We start from the raw sequence: 14,304 nt of genomic DNA, 5'->3' as shown, positions 1-14,304 counted from the left end.
GGCGGCGGGGAGGGAGCTGGCGTACCAGTCGCCCGCGACGGGGACGCATTACACGTGGAAGGGGAGTCTGGGATTGGCGCCGGGCTGGGCGGGGGGCGCGCCGGCGACGGCGGCGGAGCAGCAGGTGGTGAGCGCGTGCCTGGCGGCGCACGCGAACAAGTACGGCGTGCACGTGGACATCTCCGTGCTGGGGCGCGACGCGGTGGGCGGCGCGGTGCCGTACACGACGGACGAGCTGAGCACCTACAGCGAGCGCGAGGCGTGCTTCTTCGGCAACCTCTTCACGGGCGAGGGCCTGTTCGCGGCGAATGACGGCGCCTACCTGGACTACGACGAGAGCACGGTGCGCACCTGCGGCCTGTCGGCCTGGAGCGACACGGCGGCGTGCCTGCCGCTGACCCACGTGGGCGCGTGCCGCTACTACTGCACGCTGGACCCCACGCGGACCTACTACACGCGCTGCACGTACAACGGCGTGACCTACCGCCCCGTCACCACGCGCATGCAGCCCCAGGACATCTACCGCTGCGGTGACGGCGCGTGCCAGCTCACGGAGAAGTGCGGCACCAGCAATACGGCGCTCAGCTGCGCTGCGGACTGCGGCCCCTGTCCGTAATCACCCGCCAGGGGTTTCCGGGGGAGGGGCGCGGAGCCGGCGGCGCTCCTCCAGGCCGGGTGTACCCATGTGAAGGCGTGTCACGGAAGCCGGGGGCGGCTGACGGCTTGCGTCCTGACGTAAATGACCAGCGGGTGCCGGTCTGCATCGAGTTGGGAAATCGAGATGATCCCGGATGGGCCACCCTCGAAGAGTCCAAGCCGGGCAAGATCGCGACCGTTCAAAATGTTGTTGGTTTTTTCGTCGAACGTTGGCATTGGGCATCCTCCGGAGTGAGAGGGGTTGAGGGGCGTTGAACCCGCCGCATCGTTCTCCTGGAGCGAGGCGGGCACTACCATGCACCTCCCTTCGCGCGAATCCCTCTCGCGCAGGTACAAGGGATTGTCCGCATGGCCCATCCGTCCAACCCGCCGCTCTCCAGCGGCGTCGTGCTCTTCACGCAGGGGGATACCTCCTACGAATTCTTCCGGGACCTGGCGGGACGCGGCTGTTCCCGACGCTGGGAGGCAGGCTGCGGCCAGACGCTTTCGCGTTGGTGGGTCTGGGGATGGACCCTGCGCGCTGACGCCTTGGTGCTGGCCCTGGTGCTGCTTGCCACGGGATGCGCCTCCGTGCCGCAAGCGCCTGGGCGTGGCCGAAGCTTGAGCTACGCGCCGCGAGAGACCTCCTCGCCCGCGTGGGTGGAGACTCCGGGAACGGGAGAAGGCAGCAGGGGTGCAGCGGTTGGGGGGAGGGCCCGGAGCGCGGCATTGACGCGTCAGGCAGTCCTCGACGCCACGGACGAGGTGAAGGGCTTCCTGGCCAGCGTCGAAGCCGCGTTCTCCAAGCTGGCGGCCCGTCCTCCAGCCCTCGGAGGATGGGGCCTCACCGGCATCTTCACGCGCTACCTCGACCAGGGCTCCAAGCAGGTGACAGGGCTTCATGCCGCGATTAGGAGCGCCACCGCGTTGACGGATGCAGCCTCGGAAGTCGGCGACACGGAACTGGAGTTGGGCCTCCTGCGCATGACGGGGCCAAAGCTCCAAGCGGCTCAGTTCGGGACGCTCCTGCTGGCCACCTGGGTGGACTTCCTCCACCTCGCGGACGCCGTGCTCCGACACTGCCCCCTGTGCAGCGTCGAGAAGCTCTTCGTCGACCTGCAGCGCGTGCAGGGACTGATGGAGCCCACGCTGACGGACCTCGCTTCACTGGACCCGGAGCGGGTGGAGGCGGCGACCACCGCGATGCCCGAACTGATGGGGAAGCTGACGCGTGAATTCGACACGCTCCAGCGGGAAACCCGCGCGACCCTGAAGTTGGGCGGGCAGGTCATCGCGGCGATGCAGGCGGTGGAGATGGTCACGATGATTTCCACGCTGAAGATGTCCCTGCCACGACTGCCGCCCTCGGCACCCGCCACGCTCGGCGTGGGCCTCGTGATGAGTTCGGGTGGAGTCATGGTCGGCTCGCGGATGGTTGTCTCCGCCGAGTGGGTGGAAATGATGCGAAGGCTCGTGCAGGCGGGCGTCATCTCCGTTCCTGCCGTCAGCGCGGCCGTCCTCATTCAGGGCGGACAGGTCATGATGGCCCAGGCGCATCAGGGCTTGCCCAAGGGCGTGCGCGAAGCGCTGGGGGACAGCCCTGAAGTGCGAGGCATGCATGAAACCGGCAGAGCGGGGGCGGGCATGTCGGATGCTCCGAAGCACCATGTGCTGCCGCAAGAGCACCGCGAATGGTTCGAGCAGCGCGGCTTCAAGGGTGCCATGGATATCGACCAGTTCTGCGTCCGGTTGGAGCGGGCCCACCACGAAGCGATTCACGGTGGAGGAGACTGGAAGCTGGGGCGCATGTGGCCCGGAGAATGGAACCGGATGATCACGGAGGCGCTGCACGAAGCTGAGACCACGGCAGGTCGGAGGTTGACGCGCAGCCAGGTCCTGAACATCGTCGCGGAGCGGATGAAGGAGTACAAAGTCCCGATGAACTTCGTCACTGGAAGAAGTCGATGAGCGAGGATCGTTCCTGGGAAGGTCACTGGAAGACCCGCCTTTACGAGAGGGTCCGCGAGCGTGGATACGATTCGCTCACCGCCTTTGCAAAGGTCCGTCCTACCGCATCACTGGTGGCGCTGGCCGATGAACTGGGACGGGATGACATCGCAGGGATTCAGGTACTGAGTGGCTTGCGATACGAAGCAGAGCAGCACAAGCAGGTAACGGCCTTTGTTCGAGACGTGCTCGTGCGCATGTTGAGTCAAAGCCTCCCCAACGGGTGGCCGGCCGTGCTTGATGACACGAGTCGATTCGTGGTCGCAAAGGCACTTGGCCCCTGGATTGCCTATACCCCAGAGACTCATAAGGAGCGCGCACGCCAATGCAGGACGTCGCTCCTCGCCAATCCGCCCCCTGCTGGCTGGCGTCCGCTCGGTCCTGACGACGAACTGCTCCGGACGCTCCTTCCCGACGAGGAAGTCTGACCCGCGAGGTGCTGCGCATTGCGCATTGCAATGCGCAGCCTTCAACCTGGGCGGACCCGCGTAGCGTGGAGCCGGAAGCGCGTGACGAGCTCCCCCCACCACCGGCCCAGCCTCCCGACGGTGGTCGGGCCATCCTCGCCATGGCGCACGGGGTGGTCCGCGCGGATGGAGTCCCAGCCCCGGTGTTCGAGCACGACGCGGGTGCCGCCGAAGCTGGACTCGAAGCGGACCTCCACCTCCGTGAGCTCATCGGGGGCGAAGTTGCTCGCGCGCCATTGGAAGACGAGCCGCGCGCCGGGCTCCCACACGAGCACGCGGCCGATCTCGAACTCCTCCGTGTCGGAGGACTCCAGCAGGCGGCCGCCGGGGCCGGGAGGGTCGAAGCGCAGGACGCCCCGGGGGACCTGGAGGGCGCGGTAGCGCGGACCCCGGGACCACCAGACGTCGGTCTCCTGGGTGAAGACCTCGAAGGCATCCAGCGGGGACACGGCGACGAAGGTGGTGACGCGGGCGCGGTCCGCGGACATCGTCATGACTTGCGGCCTCCAGGGGGCTTGGTGCCCCGGGTGCGCTCCGCGTGGGCCTTGAAGGCGCCCAGCTGGTCCTCCCAGAAGGACTCCACCTCGTCCAGCCAGCCGCGCAGCGCGGCGAAGGGCTCCGGACGCAGGCGGTAGACGCGCACGCGGGCGTCGTCCGCGTCCACGTTCTCCTCCACGAGCCCCGTCTGCCGCAGCACGCGCAGGTGGCGGGACATGGCCGGAGGGCTCATGTCGAATGCGGCAGCGAGTTCCCCTGCGGGGTGGGGCCGCTGGCGCAGGCGGTCCACCACGCCCCGGCGCGTGGGGTCGGCGAGGGCGGAGAGGGTGCGGTCGAGCGCGGACGGGGTGGCCATGTCCGTACGCTACGCCGGACCCTGGACGCGCTGGGTGAACCACCAGTGGTGGCCCTCGAGGTCGGCGGCGCCGTAGCCGCGATTGGTGCCCCAGTCGTCGCCGTAGTTCTTGGTCTCGGGCTCCTGGAGGATGGTGGCCCCGGCGGCGCGGGCATGGGCATGGTGGGCGTCCACGTCGTCCACGTAGACCATGAGGCTCTGGGTGTTGGCGCCGTCGTGCCGCCGGGGGGTGATGTGCACGGGGCGGCGCTGGGCGGACTCCACCATGACGACGCCGTCGCCGTAGACGAGCTCCGAGTGCACGATGGTGTTGCCCGCCCCTTCGACCTTGAGCCGCGTCTGGAAACCGAAGGCGCGCTCCAGCCAGTCGATGGCAGCGGGGGCGTCCTCGTAGAAGATGAAGGAGGAGATGCGGGGCCAGCCTTCGGGGGTCGGCTTCATGGCGGTGACTCCAGGGCGGATGAAAGTCGTTAACGTCAGGGTGAATGATTAACCCTGACGTTAACGTTCGTCAACCCGGGAGTCGGGCGGCCCGCTAGAAGATGGGGGGCTTCATGTGGATGGGGGGAGGCGCCGGCATGGACGACGGTGGAGGCGCTTCCCGCAGCCCGAGGATGGCGGGCATGGAGGGCGTGAGCTCTCCCACGTAGAGCAGGCCCTGGAAGCCCTCGTCGGCCGGGGCTTCCAGGCGCTGGACGTAGGGGCTGAGTCCGGCGGGGGCCGAAACCCTGGGGGCCGGCGTGGCGCCCACGATGCCGCACGCCAGCTTCCCGCTCCGGTCCAGGTCGCAGCCCCACCGCGTGCCCTGCGCGTAGCTCATCTCCAGCACGACGAGCGAGGGGTAGCCCTTCAGCAGGTGGGCCATGGGCGTGAAGTCCTTGTCCCAGTCCGTGCCCTTCGTGGTGCGCGTGTGCGTGTTGCCAGCGAGCACGACGTGGACTTCATCGGGCTTCCTGGCGCGGCGCTCGGTCCACACCTTGGCCTGGGCCGCGTCGCGTTCGCTGCCGCGCAGCACGTCCGTGTCATAGGCCACCAGCGTCACGCGCTGGCCCGCGGCGCGCAGTGCGCGCACCCGGTCGATGAGGTCCAGGATGGCGCGGCTGCTGCGGCCGTCCTGATAGGGCCGCGACCAGAAGTTGCCCTCCAGCAGCGTGTCCTGATCCGCCGGGGCGCCGGGGCTCGCCAGGTACGCGTCCACGCGTGCCTGCTCCGACGCCGGAAGGGACAGGCCGAGGACGACCGCGAGCCCCGTCTGCCCGGCCTGACACACGGCATGGCCCACCACTTCCGGCGCCTCCCGCGAGCCGAGCTGTTCTCCGATGATGAGCGTCAGCCCGGGGTGCAGCAGCTCCTCCAGGCCTCGCACGGACGTGGTGCACGGACCCGCCGTGGGAGGCTCTTCCTGCCAGCGGTCCAGGTAGAACTCGGGGGCCCTCACGGCGGTGGGCCGCTTCGCCTCCATCACGTTGCCGCTGATGACTTCCACGGAGGGCGCGGACTCCAGGCGGAGCGTGAGGGCCTTCTCCAGCTCCAGGTCCCGGACCCCGTGCTGCGCTCCGCGAAGCATGGCCAGACGTTTGGTCTCGGCGTCGTTCTCCTGGAGGTCGACGGCCTTCACGAAGGGGTTCGACATGTGCTCCCCCCGTTCGGCCGAAATCTTCCACCAGTGATTGCGCCACTCGACGTCGTTGCCCGCCGCCTGCTGGGTCATGCGGAAGATGCGGACGACGGACTGGCGCGGGCTCAGGACGATGCCCGTCACCAGGTAGCGTGTGTGGGTTTCGGCTCGGGAGGCGCTCTTGCCGGGCCCCTTCCACTGGGTGACGAGCTGGTTCGGATCCTCTGTCTCCTCGAAGGTGTGGCCCTGCTCCTCCAGGAGCTGGCGGGTCGCGGCCAGCGCTTCGGCCAGCGGCTTCTGGAAGACGTGCTCGTATTGGGGCAGCTCTGATTCAGGGGTGCGCTTGGAGTGGGCACAACCCACGGACATCAAGGTCACCGCGACGACAATCCAACGACAATGCATCAATGCTCCCGTGCAGAGGTGGATGACGAGTCACCTGACAGGCAACTCCAAACGCACGGGAAAAGCGAGATGGGTGGGCGCGGACTCCGCGGCAGAGTGTCAACGTGACGGCGGGTATTTCTGGAGTTTCCGCTGGAGCGAGCGCCGGTGGATGCCCAGCTTGCGCGCGGCCTCGGAGATGTTGCCCGCGCTGTCCGCGAGCACGCGGTGGATGTGTTCCCATTCCGCCCGCGCCAGGGATGGCGCCTGGAGCGTCTCCGGCGCCGCCACGGAGGGCTCCTCCGCCGCCCTCGCGAACGCCGCCAGGATGTCGTCCGCGTCCGCGGGCTTGGGCAGGTAGTTCACCGCGCCCAGCCGGATGGCATCCACCGTCGTGGAGATGCTGCCATAGCCCGTCAGCACGATGATGCGCGTGGCCGCGTCCACCGCGAGCAGGTCCCTCACCAGCTCCAGCCCGCTGTGCCCCGGCATCCGCAGGTCCACCACCGCGTACTCCGGCGACTCGCGCCCCGCCGCCGCCATCGCCTCCTCGTGGTGGCCCGCCGTCGTCACGTCCCAGCCGCGCTCCCGGAAGGCCCTCGCCAGGCGCTCGCGCAGCGTCGCGTCGTCGTCCACCAGCAACAGGCTGGGGCGGTGGTCCACCGGGGCCGTGCTCACGCCGCCGCCTCCTGCGCGGGCGCTCCCGGCAGGCTCAGTCCCACCGTCGTGCCTTCGCCCGCCTTCGAGCGCAATTCCAATGCACCGCCCAGCTGCTCCGCCAGCGAGCGAGCCAGGAACAATCCCAATCCCATCCCTTCGCCCGGCGCCTTGGTCGTGAAGAAGGGCTCACCGGCGCGGGCCAGCACGGACTCCGGCATCCCCTGGCCCTCGTCGCGCACCTCCAGCCGCGCGCCCGTGCCCTCCGCCCTCGCGCTCAAGGCCACCGGCCCGTTCCCCGGCGTGGCCTGCAACGCGTTCTTCACCAGGCCGCGCAGCACCCGGGCCAGCGCCCGGGGCGGCCCGTGCACCCGCCAGTCCTTCAGCGCTTCGGGCACGTCCACCCGCACGCGCTCGCGGCCCGGCAGCTCCGACAGCGTCTCCTCCACCAGGTGCCGGAGCGGGGTGGGGTGGAAGGGCTCTCCCGTCGTCTGGCCCGCGTCCGCGGACATCTGCACCAGCACGTCCCGGCACCGGTCCACCTGCTGGCGGATGAGCCGCAAGTCCTCGCGCACGGACTCGGAGGGGCTGGACGCGGCGAGCGCCCGCTCCAGCTCCTTTGCCACCACCGCGATGGTGGACAGCGGCGTGGACAGCTCATGCGCCGCGCCCGCCGCCAGCGTCGCCAGCGAGGCCACCTTCTCCTGCCGCGCGTGCCGCGCCCGCGTCTGCGCCAATTCCTGCTCACGCTCCGCCAGCGCCCGCGTCACGCGTTGGATGAAATACACGATGAAGCCCGCCGCCACCGCGAACGCCACCCACATGCCGCTCAGGTGCAGCCGCATCAATTCCGCGTGGTCCGGCCGCGCCAGCCCCGGCAGCGTCACGTCCTGCAACACGAACAGCGAACCGAACGCCAGGAGCGTGAACACCAGCATCGCCCACGTCCGGCGCGCTGGCAGCAGCACCGTGCCCAGCGCCACGTTCACCAGGTACAGCGTCGTGAAGGGGTTGTGCGTCCCGCCGCTCAACGCGAGCAGCCCCGTGAGCACCAGCGTGTCCCAGAGCATCAGCCCGAAGATGGCGGCCTCCGCCACCGGCTGCGCCCGCGACAGGCCCGCGCGCACCGCCGCGTTCGTCAGCGCCTCCACCGCCAGCAGCGCCACCAGCGCCGACACCGGCAGCGCCAGCTTCAGGCCCCACGTCGCCACCACCACCAGCACCGCCTGCCCGACGAGCACGCCCCAGCGCAGCCGCAGCAGCCACACCAGGTTGATGCGCGCCCGGGGCGAAGGTTCGGCGAGGAGGGGCGAGGCGGACGGCGGGGTCGTCATGGCGTGACGGAGGACATCGCCACGGAGCGGGCCACCGTGTCCAGCACCGACGCCGCGGCCTCCTGGGCCTCCAGGGCCTCCAGGTCCACGCTCGCGAGCCACGTGTCCCAGGCGAGCACGAAGACGCGCTCGGCGGACGGCGCGTCCTCGGACAGCGTCAGCCCGTCCAGCACCACCTCCACCGTGGCGATGTTCGACGTGACGAGCCGGAAGGGCAGGGGCTCGCCTCCTCCCGCGGGCACCCGCGTGCCCTCCAGCCACAGCGTCCGTCCCTCCATGTCCACGCCGCTGTCCGCGGAGGGCAGCCCTTCGGCGTCCGCGTCCGCCGGCTCGAAGGTGAGCCGCGCCCGGCAGTAGCGCCCTGGCGCCGGCCGCAGCGTGCCCAGCGTCAGCACGTTCCCGTCCGGCCGCTCCAGCCCGCTGACGTGCGGCGTGCCCAGCTTGAGCGGCGACCCCGCCGAGTGCGCGTGCGCGGTGCCAATGGGAGACAGCGCCCGCAGCAGGCGCCAGCCCAGGGCCTCCTCACAGGGCTTCAGCTCCACGCTGCCCAGCGTCACGTAGCCGCGCGTCAGCGTGAGCGTCTGTCCATCCGCCCGGGTGAGGGTGCGCCCGCCGCTCGAGGCCTCCACGCCGTGCGCGGCGCGGTGCTCCAGCCCCAGGGTGACGTGCACGCCGTCCACGCGCTCGCCACACGCGCCCAGGACCGCCACGGACAGCAGCATCATGAGCCGCGCGAAGGAGGGCATCACAGGTCGTACGCGAGCGAGACCTGCGCGATGGGCGTGGACGACACCCGGCGCAGCTGGTTGACGAAGGGCAGGCGCACCCCGGCCTGGAGCACCACGTCCATGCCCGGGCTGAAGAGCACGTCCGGCGACGCATAGGCGATGAAGCCTCCGCCGTTCGCCTCGGGCTCGCCGTTCGTGTCGGCCGCCTTCTCCACCCGGCTGTCCACGCCCAGGCGCACCGCCCAGCGCGTCGAGGGCTGGTACTGCGCCGCCACCGACGTGCGCACCGACGCGCCCAGCCGGTAGTCCTCGCGGCCGCGCGTGGGCAGGAAGCCCAGGACGGTGGCCCCGAACGACCACGCCCCCCGGAAGCCCTGCCACGCGAGCCCCGCCATGGGGTCCACCGACCCGCTGCCCGGCTGCGCATCCAGCCCCAGCGCCGTCCCGTCCCGCGCGTGCAGCCGGGGGCCCGTGGGCAGCTTCACCCCGCCCACCACGCTGAGGAGCTGGTCCGGTGAGAAGTCCCGGTCCTTCCACACGAACGCCTTCGCGCTCACGTCGATGTCGCCCAGGCCCCAGCCGCGCTCGCGCGCGAGGCTCACGTCCCGCACCTCGCGGGCCTGGAGCGGCAGGTTCACCGCCAGCACCAGCCAGGGCCGGGGCGCGTACGCCACCGCCACGTCCATGCGCAGCTCCCGCAGCCGCTGCGCGTCCAGGCGCTCCTGGCCTTCGGTGTGGCCCCATGCGCGCAGCATCGTGGACAGCCGCAGGCGCCCTTCGAAGGGCTGCTCGCCGCCCATGGACGTGAGCGTGGGGTCTCCACACGCGCAGCTCGCGCAGGCCCACGCCCGCGAGGCGGGGACCAGGAGCGCGGCGCACAGGATGGCCAGGGTCAGGGTTCTCAAGGCGGGCGGACCCTACCGTCCGGCCGTCCCGGTCTCCTGCGGCGAGTTGTCGCAGCCCGCCGGTGCGTCGACCCGGAGACGGACGGACTGTCCGCCCGTCCCGTGAGTTGACGAGCGAACGGGGGCCGCCTGTCCGCCCACTCCCGCAGTGCATAAGTAGAGAATGACATCCACCCGTCCGCGTTGAGGGGGAGAGGTTGGACGCACGGAGGTTCCCATGGGGTTGCTCGCGCCGCTGGGCCGGCTGTTGTTCTCGGTCATCTTCATCACCAGCGGCCTCAATCACTTCTTCCAGCTCCAGGCGCTGACCGCCTATGCGCAGGCGTCCGGCGTGCCCGACCCGCGCCTCGCGGTGCTGGTGTCCGGCGGCGTGCTGGTGGTGGGCGGCCTGTGCGTGCTCCTGGGGGTGTTCGCCCGCCTGGGCGCGGCGATGCTCGCCGTCTTCCTGGTGGCGTCCGCCGTCATGGTCCACCACTTCTGGCGGATGGAGGACCCGGTGCAGGCACAGAACAACCTCATCCACTTCATGAAGAACCTCTCCATGGCGGGAGGCTCCCTGCTCATCGTCTACTTCGGGCCCGGGCCCTTCAGCCTGTCGCGCAAGAAGCGCGAGACGTCCCTCGGAGGCATGAAGCTGGGGACGCCCCTGCGCTGACCCTGCGCGTCACCGCAGGAATCAGGGCGCGCCGACGTGGGAGGCCGCGGCGGTGCGCAGGGTGAAGAACGCGACCTCCGGCGTGCTGCCCCGGCGCAGGTACGGGCCGCCGAAGCCGAAGCCCAGCCCCTGGTTCACGTACAGGTGGTTGCCGTTCACCCGGTAGTGGCCGCGGATGTACGGCTGGCCCGCGCGGCGGAAGAGGGCCTCCGTGAGGCCCCGGACGATGAACTGCCCGCCGTGGGTGTGCCCGGAGAACTGCACCAGGCCCGCGTGCGCCGGCAGCTTCTCCACCGTGGGCGGCGTGTGGGCCAGCACCAGCCGCGTGCCGGACGTGGGCGCGCCCCGGAAGGTGGCCTCCACGTCGTCCATGCGCGTCAGCCCGTCGTCGATGCCCAGCACCGTCACCGGCGCGCCCTTCACGTGCACCACCCTGTGCTCGTTCTGGAGCACCGTGTAGCCCAGGTCCTCGAAGCCCGCGCGCAGGTAGGCCACGTCCACCCAGTGGTCATGGTTGCCCATCACCACGAAGACGGGGCCGTTGAGGCCCTTGAGCAGCTCGCGCACGCGCGGCAGCGGCTTGGGGCTGTGCGTGACGTAGTCGCCCGTGAGGAACACCAGGTCCGGCGCCGCCGCGTTCACCGCGGCCACCGCGCGGCGGATCCGCACGTCCGACGTCGCCTGCCCCACGTGCACGTCCGACAGCTGCGCGATGCGCAGGCCGTCATGCTCCGGGTGGATGCCGTCCAACTGGAGCAGGTGCTCGGTGAGCACGAAGTGGTCGCGCCAGCGCAGCCGCTGGTCGGGGCGGAACGGATCCGGTCCTCGCGCCAGGAGCTCGTTGCGACCGCCCGGCTCCACCTGCAGGGCCTGCGCCCGGGAGGAAGAGGAGGCGGCACCAGCGGCGTGACGGCGGCGGGCGAGTCTCAGACGCATGCGTTCAGATTCCTCCGGCGAGACGAGGGGCAATTGTAGAAGAGCGGTCCGGCGTGTGTGAGGCCCGGGGGCCCGGCCCGCTTGTCCCCCTTGCGGCCAGCACGGGGGTGGAAGCAGAACCGGGTCGCCTTCCGGAACATTTCCGCGTCCTTCCAGGCCCCCGCGCGGGTGGGCCCCGGTGCCGCGTCGTGCGACATGCGATGCCGGGGTGGGACCCACACAGAGGGTCCCTGAGAACGCACGAACCCCCCGGCGCCAGGAGGGCACGCCGAGGGGCCAGGTGCTGCGCGTGAGGGCTGCTTCAGTAGCCGCGCAGGACCGTGAGGCCGTCCGAGGTGAGCACCAGCAGCATGCCGGGCGTCACGGACGGGTCGTAGACGAGCTGGAGGACGCGGTTGGCGCGCACGGCGTCCACCTTCTCCAGCGTCTTGGCGGGCGTCAGCCGGTACAGGCCGCCCGCGTTGGTGGCGATGAAGAGCGAGCCGTCATTGGTGGCGGCCAGGGAGTTGATGGCGTCCAGCGCCCCCACCTCCGCGCCGATGCGCGTGCCCTTCTGCGTGGGGCTGGTGGAGGTGGTGAGCTCCATCTGCCACAGGCCCAGCGACTTGCTGCCCAGGTAGTAGCGCCCGTCCGTCGTCTGCTGGAAGCCGCGCCAGTAGTCGAAGGCCGACTGCGAGTTGAGCTCCGGCAGGTACGAGGACTTCACCTTGGCCGGGTTGATGGCCGTGTCGGTGTTGTCCCAGTCCCCCAGGCGGGGCGAGGGCTTCACGATGCCGAAGTTCCAGTCGTTGGCCATCAGCACGTCGCCGTCCTGCGCGATGCCCAGGCTGTAGGTGTAGCCCGCGTACTGGGAGCCGTTCGAGTCGAACCACACCGGGTGCCGGTGCGCGTTGTATTCCAGGTTGCGGATCCGCGTGACGCCGTGGTTGCTGCCCACGTAGACGTCACCCTTGTTCGCGCCCTTCATCACCGACACGCAGCTGAGCATGCTGCGGTCCTCGTCGAAGTGGTGGTCGTTGCTGTTGCGGATGCCCAGGCTGACGCCCTCGACGACGCGCGGCCCCGTCTGCGTGGCGGTGCCGCCGCCCGGGTGACGCACCGACTGGTTGAGGTGGTCCTCCACCAGGACCTGCCCGCTGAGGGCGTCCAGCTTCACCGCGTCCACGTCACCGTCCTTGTAGTACTGCAGGCGGCGGGCGCTGAACGGGTAGCACTGGGTGTCACCCACCGGCACCTCGCATTTCTCCGTGTCGGTGACGATGAAGTTGGTGTGCAGGCCCGGGTACTCCGGATCCGGCTGGAGGTCCTCCGCGCTGTAGCCCACGTAGGCGCGTCCCGCCGCGCCGCCGCAGATGAAGGTGGAGTTGCCGCCCACGGCGCCCGACACCCAGACCAGCTTCTGCGTGTCCGCGCGCACCACGCCCACGCGGTTGCCGTCCAGCACCCAGAGGTTCTTGCCCTGGTCCAGGCCCACCGACCGCACCTGCCCGATGCCGTAGCGCTGCGAGTAGTTCGTCACCGGATCCGTGGGCCACCGGTCCGTGACGGGCCCGGGCTCCGTGCCGCCGTCGGTGCCCGCGTCCGTGCCGGCATCCGTCCCCGCGTCCGTGCCGGTGCCCGCGTCCGTGCCGGCATCCGTCCCCGCGTCCGTGCCGGTGCCCGCGTCCGTGCCGGCATCCGTCCCGGCATCCGTCCCGGCATCAATCCCCGGCCGCGTATCCACGTCGCCCGGATCCTCCACCGGAGTCGTGGGCTCGTCGTTCCCACCACAGGCCCACACCGACATCACCATCGCCCCAACACACACGCCCAGCAGTCGTCGATTCACCGTGATCTCCCCGCGTGGGCTCTAAGCAAGCGGCGTACCTGCCCCGGAGCACGGGGGAACTGCCAGGGCCCACGGGGAAGAGGGCAATCCCTTTCCCATCCAGGCCCTCGCGGTGCCCTGAATGTGCAGGAAGGACGGCGGTAAAAAAGCCGGGCCCGCTTCCCTGGTGTGGGAAGCGGGCCCGGCCGGATGCTTCAAGGCGTTGTACGCGCGAGCGTTACTTCTTCGGCGCGCCCTTGGGCGAAGTGGCCTTCAGCTCCAGGGCCACGGAGTCGTCGCCCTCCAGCTGGAACTTCGCGCGCACGCTGGCGCCCTCCGGCAGCTCGTTCGCCTTCACGGTCTTGCCGTCCAGGGTCACCACCGTCTGGTCGCGCACGTCCAGCTTCACCTCCGGCAGCGTGCCGGTGCGCGCGATGGTCAGCTCGTCGTTCTCCGGGCTCTTCACGGTGCCCGCCAGGCTGTAGGCGTCCTTCATCTTCCAGACGCCCGACTTGTTGGCGGCGTCCGCCTTGTCCTTGGAGGTGTCCTCGCCCACCACCTTCTTGGCGGTGTCACTGATGGCGGGCCCCACCTCCTCGGCCTTCACGCCCGTGCTCGGGCCGTTCATCTGCTGGGCGCTGGGCGCGTCCTTGGACGGGTGCGCCGGCGTCCCCGTGGCGTTCTGCGCGAAAGCGGCCGTACCCAGGCACATCACTGCCGCGACGATGAGCTTCTTCATGGTCCCGCTCCCTTTCCCTGCATGTGGTTTGGTCCGCGTCTTGAGGCCTCGCGTCTGCCCAAAAGGGTGGGGCGGCCATCCTCTCGCGCCAACTGGCCCCCTGCGTCAGCGCCGCCCCGTCGCATGCAGGGCAGGCAGGCACACCCGGAGGGGTCCGCGGCCCTCAGACGGGCAGGCACAACCGCTTCACGGTGGACAGCAGGGCGGACAGGTCCAGGGGCTTTCGCAGGTAGCCCGCCACGCCCATCCCATCCACCGTGTCGCGCACGTCCAGGTCCGCGCTGGCCACCAGCACCGGGATGTCCGAACAGGCGCGCTCATGGCGCAGCGCCTCGCGGAACGCGACGCCGTCCATCCGCGGCATCATCAGGTCCAGGAGGATGAGCTGCGGCCGGGGCTCCGAGGAGCGCAGCCGCTCCAGGGCCTCCAGGCCGTCCGCCGCCAGCTGCACGGCATACCCTTCCAGCTCCAGCACGTCCTGGAGCGCGTCGCGGATGTCCATGTCGTCGTCCACGACCAGCAGCGTGTGATGCGCTTCCATCCCATTCCCCCTGCGAGCCCAGGGAAGCACCCCCCGC

General features: G+C 70.3%; 16 protein-coding genes and 1 pseudogene. 4 read left to right on the top strand and 13 right to left on the bottom strand.

Annotation, left to right across the window (positions count from 1 at the left end):
- Positions 1–616: pseudogene (locus tag D7V93_RS22205) on the top strand (hypothetical protein); the annotation flags it as partial.
- Positions 617–696: 80 nt separating this feature from the next.
- On the opposite strand, the gene D7V93_RS45080 reads toward D7V93_RS22205, so the two are convergent.
- Positions 697–873, bottom strand: coding sequence for a hypothetical protein (locus D7V93_RS45080; protein ID WP_158623819.1), 177 nt, complete (start codon positions 871–873; stop codon positions 697–699).
- 297 nt (positions 874–1,170) lie between these two features.
- Between D7V93_RS45080 and D7V93_RS22195 the strand changes: the two genes are divergently transcribed.
- Both D7V93_RS22195 and D7V93_RS22190 read left to right on the top strand, forming a co-directional pair.
- Positions 1,171–2,604, top strand: a complete 1,434-nt coding sequence (locus D7V93_RS22195) for a DUF2380 domain-containing protein (RefSeq protein ID WP_120645320.1) — start codon at positions 1,171–1,173, stop codon at positions 2,602–2,604.
- A complete protein-coding gene (locus D7V93_RS22190) occupies positions 2,601–3,071 on the top strand; it encodes an NUDIX hydrolase (protein ID WP_120645316.1) in 471 nt (156 codons plus the stop codon). Before D7V93_RS22195 ends, D7V93_RS22190 begins: the two co-directional genes overlap by 4 nt.
- A gap of 41 nt (positions 3,072–3,112) precedes the next feature.
- Here the strand turns inward: D7V93_RS22190 and D7V93_RS22185 are convergent, their stop codons facing one another.
- The 8 genes from D7V93_RS22185 to D7V93_RS22150 form a co-directional block, all read right to left on the bottom strand.
- Positions 3,113–3,604 carry an SRPBCC domain-containing protein gene (locus tag D7V93_RS22185; RefSeq protein ID WP_120645315.1) on the bottom strand — a complete coding sequence of 164 codons (492 nt, stop codon included), beginning with the start codon at positions 3,602–3,604 and terminating at the stop codon, positions 3,113–3,115.
- Positions 3,601–3,963 carry an ArsR/SmtB family transcription factor gene (locus tag D7V93_RS22180; RefSeq protein WP_120645314.1) on the bottom strand — a complete coding sequence of 121 codons (363 nt, stop codon included), beginning with the start codon at positions 3,961–3,963 and terminating at the stop codon, positions 3,601–3,603. The genes D7V93_RS22185 and D7V93_RS22180 overlap by 4 nt, the downstream gene beginning before the upstream one ends.
- Positions 3,964–3,972: 9 nt before the next feature.
- Positions 3,973–4,404 (bottom strand): VOC family protein, encoded by a 432-nt coding sequence (locus D7V93_RS22175; protein WP_120645313.1) that lies wholly within the window; start codon positions 4,402–4,404, stop codon positions 3,973–3,975.
- Between the two features lie 94 nt (positions 4,405–4,498).
- Positions 4,499–5,950, bottom strand: coding sequence for a hypothetical protein (locus D7V93_RS22170; RefSeq protein ID WP_244237433.1), 1,452 nt, complete (start codon positions 5,948–5,950; stop codon positions 4,499–4,501).
- Between the two features lie 135 nt (positions 5,951–6,085).
- Complete coding sequence (locus D7V93_RS22165) at positions 6,086–6,643, bottom strand: response regulator transcription factor (protein ID WP_120645311.1); 558 nt, start codon at positions 6,641–6,643, stop codon at positions 6,086–6,088.
- Entirely contained in the window at positions 6,640–7,956 is a 1,317-nt protein-coding gene (locus D7V93_RS22160; protein WP_120645310.1) for an ATP-binding protein, read from the bottom strand. The genes D7V93_RS22165 and D7V93_RS22160 overlap by 4 nt, the downstream gene beginning before the upstream one ends.
- A complete protein-coding gene (locus D7V93_RS22155; RefSeq protein WP_120645309.1) occupies positions 7,953–8,702 on the bottom strand; it encodes a hypothetical protein in 750 nt (249 codons plus the stop codon). The genes D7V93_RS22160 and D7V93_RS22155 overlap by 4 nt, the downstream gene beginning before the upstream one ends.
- Positions 8,702–9,589 carry a transporter gene (locus tag D7V93_RS22150; RefSeq protein WP_372338335.1) on the bottom strand — a complete coding sequence of 296 codons (888 nt, stop codon included), beginning with the start codon at positions 9,587–9,589 and terminating at the stop codon, positions 8,702–8,704. The genes D7V93_RS22155 and D7V93_RS22150 overlap by 1 nt, the downstream gene beginning before the upstream one ends.
- Positions 9,590–9,806: 217 nt before the next feature.
- Here D7V93_RS22150 and D7V93_RS22145 point away from each other — a divergent pair, with 217 nt between their 5' ends.
- Positions 9,807–10,244, top strand: coding sequence for a DoxX family protein (locus D7V93_RS22145; protein WP_120645308.1), 438 nt, complete (start codon positions 9,807–9,809; stop codon positions 10,242–10,244).
- A gap of 21 nt (positions 10,245–10,265) precedes the next feature.
- Here D7V93_RS22145 and D7V93_RS22140 read toward each other — a convergent pair whose 3' ends face one another.
- The 4 genes from D7V93_RS22140 to D7V93_RS22125 all read right to left on the bottom strand — a co-directional run bounded on the left by D7V93_RS22140 (position 10,266) and on the right by D7V93_RS22125 (position 14,267).
- Positions 10,266–11,180 carry a metallophosphoesterase gene (locus tag D7V93_RS22140; protein WP_120645307.1) on the bottom strand — a complete coding sequence of 305 codons (915 nt, stop codon included), beginning with the start codon at positions 11,178–11,180 and terminating at the stop codon, positions 10,266–10,268.
- A 301-nt stretch (positions 11,181–11,481) separates the two neighbouring features.
- A complete protein-coding gene (locus tag D7V93_RS22135) occupies positions 11,482–13,008 on the bottom strand; it encodes a ligand-binding sensor domain-containing protein (protein ID WP_341870955.1) in 1,527 nt (508 codons plus the stop codon).
- A 217-nt stretch (positions 13,009–13,225) separates the two neighbouring features.
- Positions 13,226–13,726 (bottom strand): hypothetical protein, encoded by a 501-nt coding sequence (locus D7V93_RS22130; RefSeq protein WP_120645306.1) that lies wholly within the window; start codon positions 13,724–13,726, stop codon positions 13,226–13,228.
- 163 nt (positions 13,727–13,889) lie between these two features.
- The gene (locus D7V93_RS22125; RefSeq protein WP_120612599.1) at positions 13,890–14,267 is read right to left on the bottom strand and encodes a response regulator transcription factor; all 378 of its coding nucleotides are present in this window, start codon (positions 14,265–14,267) and stop codon (positions 13,890–13,892) included.
- Positions 14,268–14,304: the final 37 nt, after the last annotated feature.

This window comes from Corallococcus llansteffanensis, from assembly GCF_003612055.1.
In the GTDB taxonomy this organism is placed as follows: Bacteria; Myxococcota; Myxococcia; order Myxococcales; family Myxococcaceae; genus Corallococcus; species Corallococcus llansteffanensis.
Note: the sequence above shows the minus strand (reverse complement) of the source record. Positions and strands in the feature narration are given on the sequence as shown.